The sequence below is a fragment of the Arthrobacter sp. DNA4 genome, from assembly GCF_024362385.1.
In the GTDB taxonomy this organism is placed as follows: Bacteria; Actinomycetota; Actinomycetes; order Actinomycetales; family Micrococcaceae; genus Arthrobacter.
This window is the reverse complement of record NZ_CP101466.1, coordinates 3,056,758-3,072,370: the sequence shown is the minus strand read 5'-3', so window position 1 is coordinate 3,072,370 and position 15,613 is coordinate 3,056,758. Positions and strand designations below refer to the sequence as shown.

Annotated in this window: 9 protein-coding genes; 7 read left to right on the top strand and 2 right to left on the bottom strand. The window is 67.6% G+C overall.

Translation table 11 applies throughout. From position 1 onward, the window contains the following. The first annotated feature begins 38 nt into the window (after positions 1-38). The 3 genes from NMQ03_RS14070 to NMQ03_RS14060 are packed head-to-tail and all read left to right on the top strand — an operon-like array spanning position 39 to position 7,287. Positions 39-455, top strand: coding sequence for an MGMT family protein (locus NMQ03_RS14070; RefSeq protein ID WP_255172697.1), 417 nt, complete (start codon positions 39-41; stop codon positions 453-455). After that, the gene (locus NMQ03_RS14065; protein ID WP_255172696.1) at positions 452-3,781 is read left to right on the top strand and encodes an ATP-dependent DNA helicase; all 3,330 of its coding nucleotides are present in this window, start codon (positions 452-454) and stop codon (positions 3,779-3,781) included. The genes NMQ03_RS14070 and NMQ03_RS14065 overlap by 4 nt, the downstream gene beginning before the upstream one ends. Further along, a complete protein-coding gene (locus tag NMQ03_RS14060; RefSeq protein ID WP_255172695.1) occupies positions 3,778-7,287 on the top strand; it encodes a UvrD-helicase domain-containing protein in 3,510 nt (1,169 codons plus the stop codon). Before NMQ03_RS14065 ends, NMQ03_RS14060 begins: the two co-directional genes overlap by 4 nt. A 60-nt stretch (positions 7,288-7,347) precedes the next feature. Here NMQ03_RS14060 and NMQ03_RS14055 read toward each other — a convergent pair whose 3' ends face one another. Further along, the gene (locus tag NMQ03_RS14055) at positions 7,348-8,616 is read right to left on the bottom strand and encodes a macrolide 2'-phosphotransferase (protein ID WP_255172694.1); all 1,269 of its coding nucleotides are present in this window, start codon (positions 8,614-8,616) and stop codon (positions 7,348-7,350) included. Positions 8,617-8,758: 142 nt separating this feature from the next. Here NMQ03_RS14055 and nudC point away from each other — a divergent pair, with 142 nt between their 5' ends. From nudC to NMQ03_RS21220, 3 genes are read left to right on the top strand one after another with little or no spacing between them, the layout of a single operon-like run. Then, on the top strand, positions 8,759-9,781 hold the full coding sequence (gene nudC, locus NMQ03_RS14050) for an NAD(+) diphosphatase (RefSeq protein ID WP_255172693.1): 1,023 nt from the start codon (positions 8,759-8,761) through the stop codon (positions 9,779-9,781). A 55-nt stretch (positions 9,782-9,836) separates the two neighbouring features. Next, entirely contained in the window at positions 9,837-11,972 is a 2,136-nt protein-coding gene (locus NMQ03_RS14045) for an ATP-dependent DNA helicase UvrD2 (protein WP_255172692.1), read from the top strand. Beyond that, on the top strand, positions 11,969-12,628 hold the full coding sequence (locus tag NMQ03_RS21220) for a YgjP-like metallopeptidase domain-containing protein (RefSeq protein WP_369693184.1): 660 nt from the start codon (positions 11,969-11,971) through the stop codon (positions 12,626-12,628). The genes NMQ03_RS14045 and NMQ03_RS21220 overlap by 4 nt, the downstream gene beginning before the upstream one ends. 59 nt (positions 12,629-12,687) lie before the next feature. Here NMQ03_RS21220 and NMQ03_RS14035 read toward each other — a convergent pair whose 3' ends face one another. Next, a complete protein-coding gene (locus tag NMQ03_RS14035; protein WP_255172691.1) occupies positions 12,688-14,121 on the bottom strand; it encodes a zinc-dependent metalloprotease in 1,434 nt (477 codons plus the stop codon). 136 nt (positions 14,122-14,257) lie between these two features. Here NMQ03_RS14035 and NMQ03_RS14030 point away from each other — a divergent pair, with 136 nt between their 5' ends. Next, complete coding sequence (locus tag NMQ03_RS14030) at positions 14,258-15,469, top strand: PDZ domain-containing protein (RefSeq protein WP_255172690.1); 1,212 nt, start codon at positions 14,258-14,260, stop codon at positions 15,467-15,469. The last annotated feature ends 144 nt before the right edge of the window (positions 15,470-15,613 follow it).

Below are 15,613 nucleotides of genomic sequence, written 5' to 3'. Positions count from 1 at the left end.
ACAATTCCGGGGAACGCCACTGCGGCTAGATTGGATCAATGCGGAATGAGTACGTCCAAGCGGTCCTGGCCGTCGTGGGCCTGGTACCGCCGGGGGCGGCCGTATCCTATGGGGACGTTGCCGAGCTCCTGGGTGCGGGCGGCCCACGCCAGGTCGGTTCCGTCATGAGCCACCATGGTGGCGCCGTCCCTTGGTGGCGCGTCCTGAAGGCCAGCGGCCACGCACCCCCGGGGCACGAGGCCGAGGCCCTGCTGCTTTACCTTGAAGAAGGCACCCCGCTGGTTGGCGACTACAGTTCCTATCTCCGCACGGGGGAGGGGCGGTGGCGGGTGGATTTGGGCACGGCACGCTGGGCGCCAACAGACAGTGATTTTGACAGTATCGACGCAGTTGCCGAGGAACTGGAGCGTCGGCTCCACAGGTTGTCGGTGCCTGATGATGGAATGATTTTGTGACCGTAACAATTCCTTTGACCGGACCCTGGGACCCGCACCGGCAGGAGCCGGAAGCAGGCAGGGAGCCGGCTTTCCCCGTGCCCGGAAGCCCGGACGGCGGGAGCGCCGCGCAGGCCACCACCGCCCTCCGGTTGCTGCCGCCCCGGCGGGTGCACGCCGAGTCACCCGTGCTCACACCTGACCAGCAGGCAGCAGTTGACGTCACCCAAGGTTCCGGACCGGTCCTGGTTCCGGGTGCACCAGGCACGGGAAAGACCACCGTCCTCGTCGAGGCCGCGGTCCAACGGGTCTTCCGCGACGGCGTGGATCCAGAACGCATGCTGATCCTTGCGCCCACCCGGCTTGCTGCCGACTTCCTGCGGGACCGTTTCACTGCCCGGCTCGACAGGAGCCTCAGCACCACTCCTGCCAGGACATGGGCCTCGTACGCATTCGACCTGATCCGCCGCGCCAAGGCTGAAGGCGTCATACCGTTGTCCAGGCCGCCGCGCCTGCTGTCAGGCCCTGAACAGGACCTCATCATCAAGGAACTCCTTGAGGGCCACAGGCTGCCGGGCCTGGAACTGCCGTGGCCGTCCGATCTTGATGGCGCCCTGGAAACCAGGGGGTTCCGCCAGGAGGTGCGGCAACTCTTTGACCGCATCATTGAATCGGGCCGCACGGCTGAGGACCTTGCGCAACTGGCGGACTCCTGCGGTAAGCCGGACTGGAAGGCGGCGGCGCGCCTCTACGCCGAGTACCGGGACGTCCTTGACCTGCGGATGCCCGAAGCCTTCGACCCCGCCGGTATCATCACAGCCGCCCGGCAGATCTTCCAGGACGCGCCCGAATTCCTCGCAGCGGAACGTGCCAGGCTGCAGGTTGTCCTGGTGGACGATATCCAGGAAGCAAACCCCGCCATCTTCGAGTTGCTGGCGGATATCGCCGCCGGTAAAGACTGCTACGTGACGTCGTCCCCGGACACTGTGGTCCAGGGATTCCGGGGCGCCCGGCCGGACTTGGTGGCTGAACTGCCCCGGCTGCTGTCAGCCCAGTCGACGGTCCTCGAGCGTCCGCTGTGGCACGCCCACGGCCTGGCGCCTGCAGTGGCAGAGGCGTGGTTGAACGTCGCAGGCCGCATCTCACAGCGGGCAGGCGGCCAACTGGCCCGCCGCCTCAGCCGGCCCGGCCATGCTGGTGAACCCGGCAGGGTCGAGGCCCACCTTGTCCCTACTCCGGTGCATGAGCTGCGGTACGTTGCCCAGCGGATCCTGGACCAGCACATAAACCACAACCGAGATCTCGCGGATATGGCAGTGATCGTGCGCAACGGCGGCCAGGTCAGCGAGTTGCAGCGCTATTTGTCCGGGCAGGGCATTCCCGTGCGGGTGCCCGTGGCTGAATCCGCGGTGCGCGATGAGGTAGCTGTACGTCCGCTCCTCGATGCGTTCGCCATTGCGCTGGATCCGGAGCTTTTGACGCCCGAAGCCGCGGTGTCCCTCCTCACCTCCCGCATCGGCGGCGCTACCTCCATTGAGCTGCGCAGGCTCCGGCAATCGTTGCGGCGCGAGGAACTCCTGGGCGGCGGGGGCCGCGCCAGTGATGCGCTGCTGGTCCAGGCCCTGCTTGAGCCGGGAGCATTGGGCGCGTTGGGGATCGAAGGGCGCGCTGCACGGCGCACGGCGCGGATGATCCGTGCGGGCCGGGAAGCAGCCGGACTGCCGGGTGCCAATGCCGAGTCGGTACTGTGGGCGCTCTGGGACTCAACGGGCCTCTCGTCGGCCTGGACAGCGACAGCTTTGTCGGGAGGACCGCACGGGGCGCGGGCTGACCGCGACCTTGATGCCATGATGGCGCTCTTCCACACCGCGGAACGCTACGTGGACCAAATGCCCGGCGCCGGCCCCGAACAGTTCCTGGAGTACCTCCTCAACCAGGAGCTTCCCATGGACACCCTCGCAGCCCGGGCCCAGCTCGATGACGCTGTGGAGTTGATGACGCCGGCTAGTGCAGCAGGGCGGGAGTGGCCCGTAGTGATCATTGCCGGGCTGCAGGAGGGGGTGTGGCCCAATACGAGGCTCCGCGGTGAACTGCTCGGCAGCACCCTGTACGCGGATGCCGTGGAACACGGCCCGGAATACGCCCTGCAGCGCGATCCCCTCAGCCGTCTGCGGGATATCCGCTATGACGAACTCCGCAGCTTCTCCACTGCGGTGTCCAGGGCACGCGAACTGCTGGTCTGCACGGCGGTTTCGTCGGAGGACCACCAACCGTCATCGTTCCTGGATTTTGTTTCACCACTGGGACCGGAGGGCGAGGGCCGGGCTTTCACCCAGGTGGAACGGCCCATGACGCTGCGCGCCCTGGTGGCGGAGCTCAGGCAGCATGCCCAGCTCGACGCCGCGGCGCCGCAAGCCGCGGAAGCCGCCAGGGTCCTGGCGCATCTCGCAGCGGCCGAACCAGCCGTGGCCGGAGCCCACCCTGGCAGCTGGTGGGGACTCGCCCCGTTGACCACCTCCGAGGCTGTGGTCCCGCCCGGGGGAACCGTGTCCGTGTCCCCGTCGAAAGTGGAAACGGTGCAGAAGTCGCCGTTGGACTGGTTCGTCCAGGCAGCGGGAGGGGAGCCTGCCACAGACTTCGCCCGAAGCCTGGGCACCCTGGTGCATGCAATCGCGCAGGACATGCCGGACGCATCCGGATCCGAGTACGTTGCTGAACTCGTGCGCCGGTGGCCCGCGCTGGGCATGAAGGACAATTGGGAGGGCCGGCTGGACTTCCAGCGCGCCGAGTCCATGGTGCGGAAGCTGGCGCAGTATGTGCTGTCCATGAGAGACGAGGGCCGCAGTCTGCTGGGTGTTGAACAGGACTTCGAAGTGGCCCTCGGCGGAGTGGCGGTGGATGAAGCTCCGCCGCGGGAGTCCGTGCTCCGCGGCCAGGTGGACCGGCTGGAAATCGATGGGGAAGGCCGGCTGGTGGTGGTGGACCTCAAGACCGGGAAGAGGCAGCCGGGCAAGGACGAACTGTCCCGCCATCCGCAGCTGGGCGCCTACCAGGCAGCAGTGCTCGCCGGCGGGTTTGACGCCTCCGGCGGCGGCCAGGGCCTGTCCGGCGGGGCCGTGCTGGCGCAGCTCGGGACCGGGGCAAAAAGTCCCGCCATCCAACAGCAGGAACCACTCGACCCACAGGAGAACTGGGCATTGGATATGGTCAAGGAGGCCGCCGCCGTCATGGGTGGAAGTGAATTCATTGCCCGGCACGATCCCGCCAAGGGCAGCCACGGCGGTCATGGTTGCCGGCTTCCCGAGGTGTGCCCGCTGTGTGTGCGTGGACGGCAGGTGACCGAATGAGTGGGGCACTCCCTACTGCGGAGGCCACCCCGGCCGTGCGTTTCAGCCCCGAAGAACTGTCCTTGCTGCTCGGCGAGAAGAACACCCCCACGCCCGAGCAATCCGCCATCATCTCGTCCCCCTTGGCGCCCCGGCTGGTCATCGCGGGCGCCGGATCGGGCAAGACCGCCACCATGGCCGACCGGGTGGTATGGCTGGTGGCCAACGGATGGGTCACCCCTGAGGAAGTCCTGGGCGTGACCTTCACCCGCAAAGCTGCGGGTGAACTCGCCAGCAGGATCCGGTCAAAACTCCTTGCGCTGCAGCGTCTTGCCGCGAAGGACGACCACCGGGAGCTATTCCCGGCAGGGCTGGTCAGCAGTGACGCATTGGAGCCCAAGGTGTCCACCTACCACTCATTCGCCAGCGGCATCGTTTCCGACTACGGGCTGCGGCTTGGGGTGGAGCGGGACGTGGTTCTGCTGGGGGGTGCGCAGGCCTGGCAGCTTGCCAGCGAGGTGGTTGAAGCCTACGACGGCGAATACCAGCACTTCCGTGCGGCCAAGTCCACCCTGGTGAAGGCCGTCATCCAACTGGCCGGTGAATGCGCCGAACACCTTCAGGAACCCGAAGACGTGGAAGCGTGGCTGATGGCGCGTCTTTCGGAGTTTGAATCCCTGCCGTACCTGGCCGACAAGAAGAGGAACACGCCAAAGGCCGCGTTGGACCTCGGCGGTATGCTGCGGACCCGGGCAAGCGTCGCCGACATGGTGGGCCGCTACGCCGCCGCCAAACGGGCCCGCGGGGCACTCGATTTCGGCGACCTTGTGGCCCTCGCTGCCAAGGTGGCGCAGGATGTTCCCTTGGCGGCCCAGATGGAACGCCAAAGGTACAAGGTGGTTCTGCTCGACGAATTCCAGGACACGTCGTATGCCCAGCTGGTCCTCTTCTCCCGCCTTTTTGGCGGCGGCCATGCCGTGACGGCGGTCGGCGACCCCAATCAGTCGATCTATGGTTTTCGCGGCGCTTCGGCGGGGCAGCTGTTCCACTTCGTTCGCGAGTTTCCCGTGCGCACCGGGGGAGCGGGGGAAGGAACCGGCTGGGCGCCCGCCCCGACCTCCTACCTGACCACTGCATGGCGGAACGGCCGGTCGATCCTCGCAGCTGCCAACGTCATGTCCCAATCCCTGGGCCGGACAGCTGCACATCATGGACCTGCCGGAAGCAGGCCGGCTGCTGCTGAAGTGCCGCCGCTGCAACCGAGCCCCCACGCCGTGGACGGAACCGTGGTGCTGGGGCGTTTCGCCAGCGACGTGCAGGAAGCTGCTGCCTTGGCTGACGATGTCCTGCGGTACCGCGTGACGGACTTCGAGCTGAAGCCGGACGGTACACCGGAGCCCCCGGCGCTCGCCGTGCTGTGCCGCCGGCGCGCGCAGATGGAGCCCGTCCGGCGGCAGTTTGAGGCCCGGGGCATCCCCTACGAAATCGTGGGCCTCGGCGGCCTCCTGGACACTCCGGAAATCGTGGACCTGGTGGCCACGCTGCGCGTCCTTGCAGACCCCGGCCGGTCTGATGCCCTCATGCGGCTTATCGCAGGTGCCCGGTGGCGGATAGGACCTGCCGACCTCATGGCCCTGCGCGACTGGTCCAGCCAGCTGGCACGCAGCCGGGGGAAGGCCGCACAGGGGTTCGACGACGACGTCCAGGACAATGACAACGAGGAAGCAGATGCCCCCGTCCTTGAGGGTGACCTGACCGACGGAGCCAGCCTGGTGGAGGCCCTGGACTTCCTGCCCCGGGACGGATGGACCTCGTCCAATGGCCGCACCTTCAGCCCGGAGGCGCGCAGCAGGCTTGCCAGGTTGTCAGCCGAGTTGCGGCAACTGCGCGGCTACCTCGGGGACGACCTCACCACGCTCCTGGGGGAGGTCGAAAGGGCCATGCTGCTGGACATCGAGGTCGCCGCCCGCCCCGGAATCAGCATTCACCAGGCCCGCCGCAACCTCGACGCCTTCCAGGATGCGGCTGCAGGGTTCCTCCGCACCTCCCAACGGGTGGACATCCTCGCTTTCCTGTCCTGGCTTGAGGCTGCGTCGGCGGAGGAAAACGGATTGGAGGCGACGGCCAGCGACGTCAACCGGGAAGCCGTGCAGCTCTTGACGGTGCACGCTTCCAAAGGGCTGGAGTGGGACGTCGTGTTTGTTCCGGGCATGAACGCGGGCGCCTTTCCCAGCGACCGGGACTCCCGCTGGAGCAGCGGTTCTGCTGCCCTGCCATGGCCGCTTCGTGGGGACCGGGCAGACCTGCCGCAGTGGGACCTCGACCAGCCGGACCAGAAAGGCTGGCTGGATGCCGAGAAAGAGTACAAAGCCGGGGTGCAGGCCCACGGCGAGTCGGAGGAACGCCGGCTGGCTTACGTTGCCTACACCAGGGCCAAACATGTCCTGTGGGTGTCCAGTGCCGCCTGGGTGGGATCGCGGGCCGGCCGCGCGGAAATGTCCCCGTTCCTCGCGGAACTGGAAGCCCTCACGCAACCGGCTGATGGCGGATCCAGGGTGCTTACTGTTGTCCATCCGTTGTCGCTGGAAGAGGCAGCGTTGCCCCAACAGAGCCCGCTGACGCTGGAAACGGAAGAAGCCCGCTGGCCCTACGATCCTCTTGAAGGACCTGTCGACCCACGGACGGGTGAACGCCTGCGCCTGGCCAGCGGGCGCAGGACAGCCATGGAAACGGCGGCGCAGCAGGTGCTCGGAATACTGGCCGCCGGTTCTGCCCGGCTGCTTCGGACTGAGGGGACAGGGCAGGCAGGCAAGCCCGGAGAGGAAGACAGATCACTGCCCGGGCTCACGGGGGCAGCTGCAGGCTGGGCACGCGAAGCTGCGCTGCTGCTGGAGCGCAGGGCAAGGAGGTCAGGCGGCCAGGATGTGCACCTGCCCACCCATATATCGGCTTCCACCCTTGTTGACCTTGGAGACGACCCCACGGCAGTGCTGGGCCGCCTGCGCCGCCCTGTGCCACGCGAACCGGGCATGTCGGCGCGGAAGGGCACGGCGTTCCACGCCTGGGTAGAGGAGTATTTCGGAAAGGCCGGCATGCTGGACCTCGGCGAAGCACCGGGTTCGGACGACCATATCGATGCTGCCTACGACCTTGATGAGATGGTAGCCACCTTCAAGGCTTCCCCGTGGGCCGACAGGTCACCGGCTTTCGTTGAGGTTCCCGTGGAAACCAGGGTGGGCGAAGTGGTGGTGCGCGGCCGGGTGGACGCAGTGTTCCAGGACGCTGACGGCCGCTGGGATCTGGTGGACTGGAAGACCGGCCGGCGGCCGTCGGCAGAGCAGCTGAAGACCCGGTCGGTGCAGCTGGCGGTCTACCGGCTGGCTTGGGCGCGCCTCAAGGATGTTCCGCTGGAGGAGGTGCGGGCGGCATTCTTCTACGTTGCTGACAACGCAGTAGTGCGGCCGCACGACCTGGGGACGGCGGCCGACCTGGAGGGAATCGTTGCCGCTGCGATTACCCGGCCTTGAGGCTGGGCCCACACCTGGGGAACACCACGGTGGTGCCTCAGGGGGCCCGGCCTGTCGGGCTCAGCTCCGGTTCGCGTTGATGACCGAGATGGCTGCCGTGGACGTGTCGTCCGCCGCCTTGGTTTCTCCGGCCCGCACCTCCGCGGCCTCAGCACCCGCGGCTGGCTCCACCGGGATAGGGGCCACGTGGACGGCGGGCTGTGCATGAACTGCTGCCGGCGACGGGACATCCGGCATGGCATCTGCTGCCGGTTCGACGGGGACCGGGATGACCGTCACTGCGGGACTGACCGCTGAACTGCCATGTGAGGGGGCCGGGACTGCAGCCGGCGTTCCGGCCGCCGCGGGTGCGGCTGCTGCAGGTGCGGCGGGAGTGCCTTTGACCGGCAGCGGCTCCACACTGATCGGCTGGCCGCCGAATTCGGCGATGTCGCTGGCAAGGCTCTCGAGCATTCCCTCGGCCTCGCTGACCATGTCGTGGTCGACGGCCGCCAGGCCCTTGACCAGGTACTGCGCCAGGGCGAACTCGGCTGACAGGGCGGCCCGGCGCAGCAGGTGCTGGTCCGGCACGTCGCGGCGGCTGGACGTGTACGACTTCAGTACGGCATCAATGAAGTCCTGTTCGTTGGAGGCCACCAGCCAGGCGAAATCGTCTGCGGGGTCACCGATGCGCAGGTCCGTCCAACCGGTTACCGCAGTCACCCGGCCTGACTCCACCAGCAGGTTGTCCTCGTGCAGGTCGCCGTGGACAACGCAGGGGTTGAACCGCCACAGGGATACGTCCTCCATGGCATGTTCCCAGCGGCGCAGCAGTGCGGCCGGGATTTTGCCCGTCGTTGCCGCCTGGTCCAGTTCGTTCAGCCTCCGTTGGCGGAACTCATTGGGGGTGTAGCTGGGGAGGTCGGCGTTGCTGACCAGCGACCGGGGGAGGTCATGGACCGCGGCCAGCGCGGAACCGATTTCGCGGGCGAGGCCTGACGGTCCGGAGGTCAGCTCTTCCACGCTGCGCGTGCTCCCGGACAGGTGCGAGTAGACGAATGTGGTCAGGCTTCCCAACCGGACACTGCCGGCGACCGTTGGCATCAGGAACGGCAGTTCGGCCCGGACGGCGGGAGCGAAGGCGCGCAGCACCAGGAACTCCGTTTCCAGCCGTGCGCTGGCTTCGGCGTGCCGCGGCGACCGGACCCGCCAGCGCTTGCCTTCGGAATCGAGGAGCAGGGCCGAGTCGAAGTCCGCGGGGTCGTCCGGCGCAGAGCTAACAGCTGTCGGGGTCAGTCCGGGGACTGCCGCGGTTGCAATCGCCGCCAGTTCAATCGGTTTTCTTCTCACCGTTCCACGGTAGATTGCGCGCCGTCCCAGACGGCGGTCTGGCCGCGGCGAGTCTCGAGATAGCTGGAATTAGGGGGCACCCCGGGGCGGATGGGGCCCGGCCAAAATGTGAAATGTCTGTAGCAGTCAGTACGGTGGAAGCATGAGCCACACGGAGTCCGCTGTAACCGTCCATCAGGCTGTGCCGGCGCCGCTGCCGGCGAACCATCTGGTGGACACCCTGCTCCCGGTGAGGCCGGCACTGGTGGACCGCGGATCAGCCGCCCGCATCAGGGCCGGGATGATTGATGACCTGCTGGCCGGGCCGGACGCGGTGGCCGCAGTGCTGTCAGGCCGGCAAGGCCTGGTGCGCGGCAGCAACCTGGTCCTGACCGGGGCCAGGGAACTCCTGGCACACCTCAAAGAGGCGGGATCAGCGCCGGAGCTCGTGGTGTACCTCGGATCCGCCCTGCCTGCTTCGGACGTTCCGGCGGGGACCGAGCTGCTGCTGTTCGTCCTGCCTGCTCCTCCGGAACCCGGCACGGCCGGTATTCCCGCAGACGCTTCCTGGGCCGGCTTTCGGGACGTCGCAGCAGCCTTGACCGCCACCTCCACAGCCCTGTTCGTGGAAGCCAGCGCCATCGCCAACTGGCATGCAGCCCACACACACTGCCCCCGCTGCGGCACACCAACGGACGTTGAAGCCGGCGGCTGGGTACGCCGGTGCCCGGCAGACAAATCTGAACACTATCCCCGGACCGACCCCGCCATCATCGTCACGGTCGTCGGCCCGGACGGCCGGCTGCTCCTTGGCGGTGGTGGCCCCGTGGACGCCCGGAATTACTCCACCCTGGCCGGGTTCGTTGAGCCGGGGGAGTCTTTGGAGGAAGCTGTGGTCCGCGAGATCCAGGAAGAGGTGGGCGTCCGGGTCACCGCCTGCCAGTATCTCGGCTCGCAGTCGTGGCCGTTCCCGGCCTCCCTTATGCTTGGATTTACCGCCGTCACCGAGGACACCCAGGCAACGCCCGACGGCGTGGAGGTCACCAGGGCCCGCTGGTTCAGCCGCGAGGAACTCCAGGAAGCGGTGCTCAGTGGTGAGATCACCATTTCCAGCAGGCTCTCCATTGCCCGCTCCCTGATTGAGCACTGGTACGGCGGCCGGATCCAGGACCGGACCGGCGACTAAGTTATTCCATCCACCAGACTCCAGCATGCGGTAGTCGAGAAACAAAGCAGCAGAAGTGACTACAGAAAATTTTGACGGAGCAGCCTCCCTTGAGGACCGGATCCTTGGGGGGCTTGACGCAGAACAGCGTGAGGTGGCCAGTACGCTGAGCGGCCCGTTGTGCGTGCTGACCGGCGCGGGAACCGGAAAGACCCGTGCCATCACCCACCGGATTGCCTATGGCGTCCACTCGGGCGTCTACAGCCCGCAGCGCCTGCTCGCCGTGACCTTCACTGCCCGGGCGGCGGCAGAGATGCGAAGCCGGCTGCGCGACCTCGGTGCCGGAAATGTGCAGGCCCGGACGTTCCACGCCGCAGCCTTGCGCCAGCTGCAGTTCTTTTGGCCCCAGGCCGTGGGCGGCACCCTGCCCAACCTCCTGGACCACAAGGCCCAGATGATTGCAGAGGCCGCCCGGAGGCTCCGGCTCAGCACGGACCGGGCCTCCATCCGTGACCTTGCCTCTGAGATCGAGTGGGCCAAAGTGTCCATGCTTACGCCGGCCAATTACCTTGAAAACGCGCAGGGGAGGGGCGCTCCTGGCGGGTTCGACCTTACTGCGGTGGCCCGCGTCTTCCAGTCCTACGAGGACGTCAAGACCGACCGCAATGTGATCGACTTCGAGGACGTCCTGCTGATCACGGTGGGCATCCTGCAGGAAGATGAGAAGGTTGCTGCAACGGTCCGGGAACAGTACCGGCACTTCGTCGTGGACGAGTACCAGGACGTTTCCCCGCTGCAGCAGCGGCTCCTGGAGCTCTGGCTCGGCGGCCGTGACGAACTGTGCGTCGTGGGCGACGCCAGCCAGACCATCTACTCCTTTACCGGCGCATCGCCCAGGCACCTGCTGGACTTCAAAGCCCGCTATCCGCAGGCCAATGTAGTCAAGCTCGTCCGGGACTACCGGTCCACCCCGCAGGTGGTGAAACTGGCCAATGACCTGCTGGCCGGCCGCCGGAGTGGTGGCCCTGCCGCCGACGCCGCCTGGGCAGCCCCCCTTCAGCTTGTGGCGCAGCGCCCCGCCGGGCCGGCCCCCCAGTTCACCGAATGCACGGATGACGAGGCCGAAGCCGCCACGGTGGCGCAGAAGATCAAGGCATTGCTCGACGCCGGGACTCCCGCCAGCGAGGTAGCCGTCCTTTTCCGCACCAACGGCCAGTCCGAAGCCTACGAACAGGCGCTTGCGGCGGCAGGAATCGGCTACCAGCTCCGGGGAGGCGAACGCTTCTTCGCCCGCAAGGAGGTCCGGGACGCCATCCTCCAGTTGCGCGCAGCCACCCGGGCCGTTTCAGAAACCGATACGCCGGAACCACTGGGCCAGCTGGTCCGGGACATCGTCTCGTCGCTCGGGTACACGGATTCTGCCCCGCACAGCGGAGGAGCCCTGCGTGAGCGGTGGGAGTCGCTCGCGGCGCTGGTGGCGCTCGCCGATGAACTCGTCCAAAGCCGCGGTCCAGAGTTTGGCCTGGCGGATTTCGTCAACGAACTCCAGGAACGCTCCCTGGCCCAGCACGCGCCCACCGTCCAAGGCGTGACGCTCGCTTCCCTCCACGCAGCCAAGGGCCTGGAATGGGACGCGGTCTTCCTGGTGGGGCTCAGCGAGGGCCTGATGCCCATTTCCTTCGCGGACTCTCCCGAATCGGTGGATGAGGAACGCCGGCTGCTGTATGTCGGCATCACCCGGGCCCGTGAGCACCTGTCCCTCTCGTGGAGCACCGCCCGGACCCCCGGCGGCCGCGCCAACCGGAAGCCGTCCCGGTTCCTGGACGGGCTGCGGCCTGACTCGGTGGCAAGTTCAAGTGCCCGCGGAAAGGGAACCCCGCCCCGCCGAAAGGCTGCCGCGCCCGCTGTGTGCCGGGTCTGCGGCACCATGCTCGCCACCGGGGCCGAACGCAAGGTGGGCCGCTGCAACGCCTGTCCCCCCACCTACGAGGAACAGACCTTTGACGCCCTGCGCAACTGGCGCCGCGAGGTGGCCCAGTCGGCGGATGTCCCCGCGTTCGTCGTCTTCACGGACGCCACCCTCACCGCCATTGCCGAAGCCAGGCCGGCATCGCTGGAGGAGCTCGCCGGCCTCGCGGGCGTCGGCCCGTCAAAGCTGGAAAAGTACGGGGAAGACGTCCTCCGGGTTCTTGTCGAAAGTTCCGTACTGTGAGGCGGGGCAGCCCGGCAAGCAGCAGCACGCAGCAGGCAGCATCACTGACCACATCCCACGGTTCCCCGGTTGAGGTGCGGCGTTCTGCCAGGCGCACGCGGACGGTGGCCGCGTTCTGGGAGGACGGCACGGCGGTGGTCGCCATTCCGGCCCGTTTCACTGCTGCCCAAGAGCGGGAGTGGGTGCAGCGGATGCTGGCGAAGCTGCACAAGCAGGGGGAGCGGCGGGCTGCAGCCGGCCGGCGCCGCCCCGCTACCGATGATGCCCTTGCAGCCCACGCCGCACAGCTGTCGGCACAGTACCTCGGCGGCAGGCCGGCGCCCACGTCCGTCCGTTGGGTCAGCAACCAGAACTCCCGGTGGGGCTCCGCCACGCCGGCCGACGGGACCATCCGGCTGTCGGACAAACTGCGGCCCATGCCGCAGTGGGTCATCGACTACGTCCTGCTGCACGAACTGGCCCATCTCCTGGTGGCTTCGCACAACGCCGCATTCTGGAAGCTGCTGGAGGCCTACCCGGAAACTCCGCGGGCCAAAGCATTCCTGGAGGGCGTCTCGTTCGCCACTTCCCGGGGGCTGGAGGGGCTGGACAAGGACGGCACGGCCGGCAGCGGCGAGGCCGGCCAGCCCATGTCCGGAACACCGATCGGGCGTTAAAAACCCCGGTGGGCCAGGACTTCCTGGCCCACCGGGGTCTTTATCGGCGTCTGGGGGTGTCAGTTTTTGGGCTCTCCGGTTTCGCCGTCGTCGTCCTTGTCCCCGGCATCTTTGGTGTCCGCTGCTCCGCCCTCTTCAGCGGAAGTATCGTCAAACCCGCCACTGAGCAGTTTCTGCAGGGCGTCGTCAACTTCGCTGTCGCTGGCCTCGGCGAGCTTGCGGCGTGAGCTGAAGCCCTTCGGATCGTCCAGGTCTTCGGCGGTGGGCAGCAGGTCGGGGTGGTGCCAGATGGCGTCCCGGCCCTCGATGCCGCGTTCGTCCTTCAGCGTGGCCCAGAGGGTGGCGGCATCCCGAAGCCTGCGCGGCCGCAGCTCCAGCCCCACCAGGGAGGCGAAGGCGTGCTCGGCGGGACCACCCGTTGCCCGGCGTCGCCGCACGGTTTCCCGGAGCGCCCCGGCCGACGGCAGCACCTTCTCGGTGGCCGCCGCAGTCAGTTCGTCCACCCAGCCCTCCACCAGGGCGAGCGCCGTTTCGAGCTTCTCCAGGGCCTGTTCCTGCGCCGGGGTCCGCTGCGGCATGAACACACCCTGGGACAATGCCTCCTGGATGCCCTCCGGGTTGCTCGGGTCCAGGTCGCGGGCGAGTTCCTCGATGCGCGAGGTGTCGATGTGGATGCCGCGGGCGTAGGCCTCGATGGCGCCCAGCAGGTGTCCGCGCAGCCAGGGAACCTGCACGAAGAGCCGGGCGTGGGCGGCTTCCCGCACGGCAAGGAACAGCCGGATATCGTTCTCCGGCAGGGACAGGCCCTCGCCGAAGGCGGCAACGTTTGCCGGCAGCAGTGCCATTTCAAGGTCGGCCAGCGGGACGCCGATGTCGGTGGAGCTCACCACGTCCTTGGACAGGGCGCCGATGGCCTGGCCCAGCTGCATGCCGAAGATCGCGCCGCCCATGTTCTGCAGCATGGAGGAGGCGCCGCCCATCATGGACTTCATCTCTTCCGGCATCTGCTCCGTCATGGCGGAGGACAGCGCATTGGCGATGCTGTTGGCCACGGGTTCGGTCAGGCGCTTCCAGGTGCCCAGGGTGGCCTCCACCCACTCCGCGCGCGACCAGGCCTTGCCGATCAGGCCGGTGGCGGGCAGGTCGGTGACCGGGTCCAGCCACAGCTCGGCGAGGCGGAGGGCCTCGTCCACCTCCCGGGACTGCTGCGCCGAAACCGACGGGTCGGAGCTGCCGGCGGCTACGCGCCGGGCGTTGTCGTGGGCCAGCGTCCAGTTGACGGGCCCCTCGGACGGTGCGCTCATCATGGCCTGCACCTGGGAGAACATCTGGGCCAGCAGGTTGGGGTCGTCCGGCAGGCCGGCAGCCTTGGCGAGTTCGGAGGGGTCGAAGTTTTCCATCCCCTTGCCGCCCATCAGGTTCTGCAGCATTTCGGTCAACGGATCCTTGGGGGTGTCGTCGCCGTTGGACGGATTGAGTGGGTTGGAGGTCATGGTCCCGCCGATCGATGGTGTGACTGTTGATCAACCTTCACGGTACCCCGGTGGGGGTCGGCTGTCTGCCGCCCGCCGCCGTCGTTCGCTCTAGGCAAAGCCCCCCGGCGCGCCGCCACCGCGTACTGTTGGTGGGGTGACTACAACCCGTGGCGGCCACTCCTCCGAGGACCACGTTCCCGACGTTTCCCCCTTCTCCAGCCCCGGACCCTTCGGGGCCGGCAGTCCGCCGGAAAGCCCGGGCGGAAGCGGCGTGGCAGGCGCGGGCAGCAGTGTCAGGGCGGCCGACGGCGGACGCCCGGGCAGGCGGCTTTCCACCATGATGGTTGCCGGGCTGGCCGCGTTGGGGCTGGGGATTGCCGTGGGCACCCTTCCGGTGCCTTACGTGATCGAGTCGCCCGGGCCCACCTACAACACGCTGGGGGAGAGCCAGGGGCATCCGGTGATCAATGTCAGCGGCCACGAGACCTATCCCGCTGCCGGGAGCCTGGACCTGACCACCGTGTATGTCGACGGCGGCCCCACCGGCTCCGTCAGCATCCTTAACGCCTTCTCCGCGTGGCTGGACAACTCCAAGGCCGTCTACCCGGTGGAACTGATCTATCCCACGGGAACCACCAAGGAGGAGGCCCAGGAGCAGAGTGCGGTGGCCATGGCCACGTCCCAGGAGAACGCGGTGGCCTCCGCCCTGAACGAACTCAAGATTCCGTTCGGCCAGCAGCTCCAGGCCGCGGGCCTGTCCAAGGACTCGGCATCTGCGGGCAAGATCCAGCAGGGCGACATCCTCAAGTCCATCAACGGCAAGGAGATCACCTCACTCTCCGTCATCCAGGATGAACTGGCTTCGGGCAAGGGGGCCCCGGCCGCGGTGACGGTGGAACGCGACGGCCAGCCTGTTGCCCTCGAGGTGACGCCCAAGGACAACGGCCAGGGCCGCTTCATTCTCGGCGTCATGCTGAAGTACCTGTTTACTTTCCCCTTCCAGGTGCAGATCTCCCTGGACAAGGTGGGTGGCCCCAGCGCCGGACTCATGTTTTCGCTGGGCATCATCGACACGGTGACGCCGGGCGACCTCACCGGCGGCAAGCACATCGCGGGCACCGGCACCATTTCGCCGGACGGTGCGGTGGGCCCCATTGGCGGCATCGGCCAGAAGATGCGGGGTGCGCGCTCATCCGGAGCCTCCCTGTTCCTGGCGCCCGCCGCCAACTGCGACGAGGTTGCCGGACACATCCCCGACGGACTCCAGGTGGTCCGCGTGGAGAACCTCGCAGAAGCGCGGCACGCGGTGGAACTGGCCGGGAGCGGGCAGGACACATCCGCACTTCCGGCGTGCACGGGGAAATAGGCCGCCTGCGCCATGCATAGACTGGGCCCAAACAGTTTCGACAGGAACTAAGCTTTACCGCCACTCGTGGCACTGATGACGGACGAAACCAGCCGTTTGACCGGTACCGTACGTCGCTCGCACGCTTCGAATGTTTCGACGACC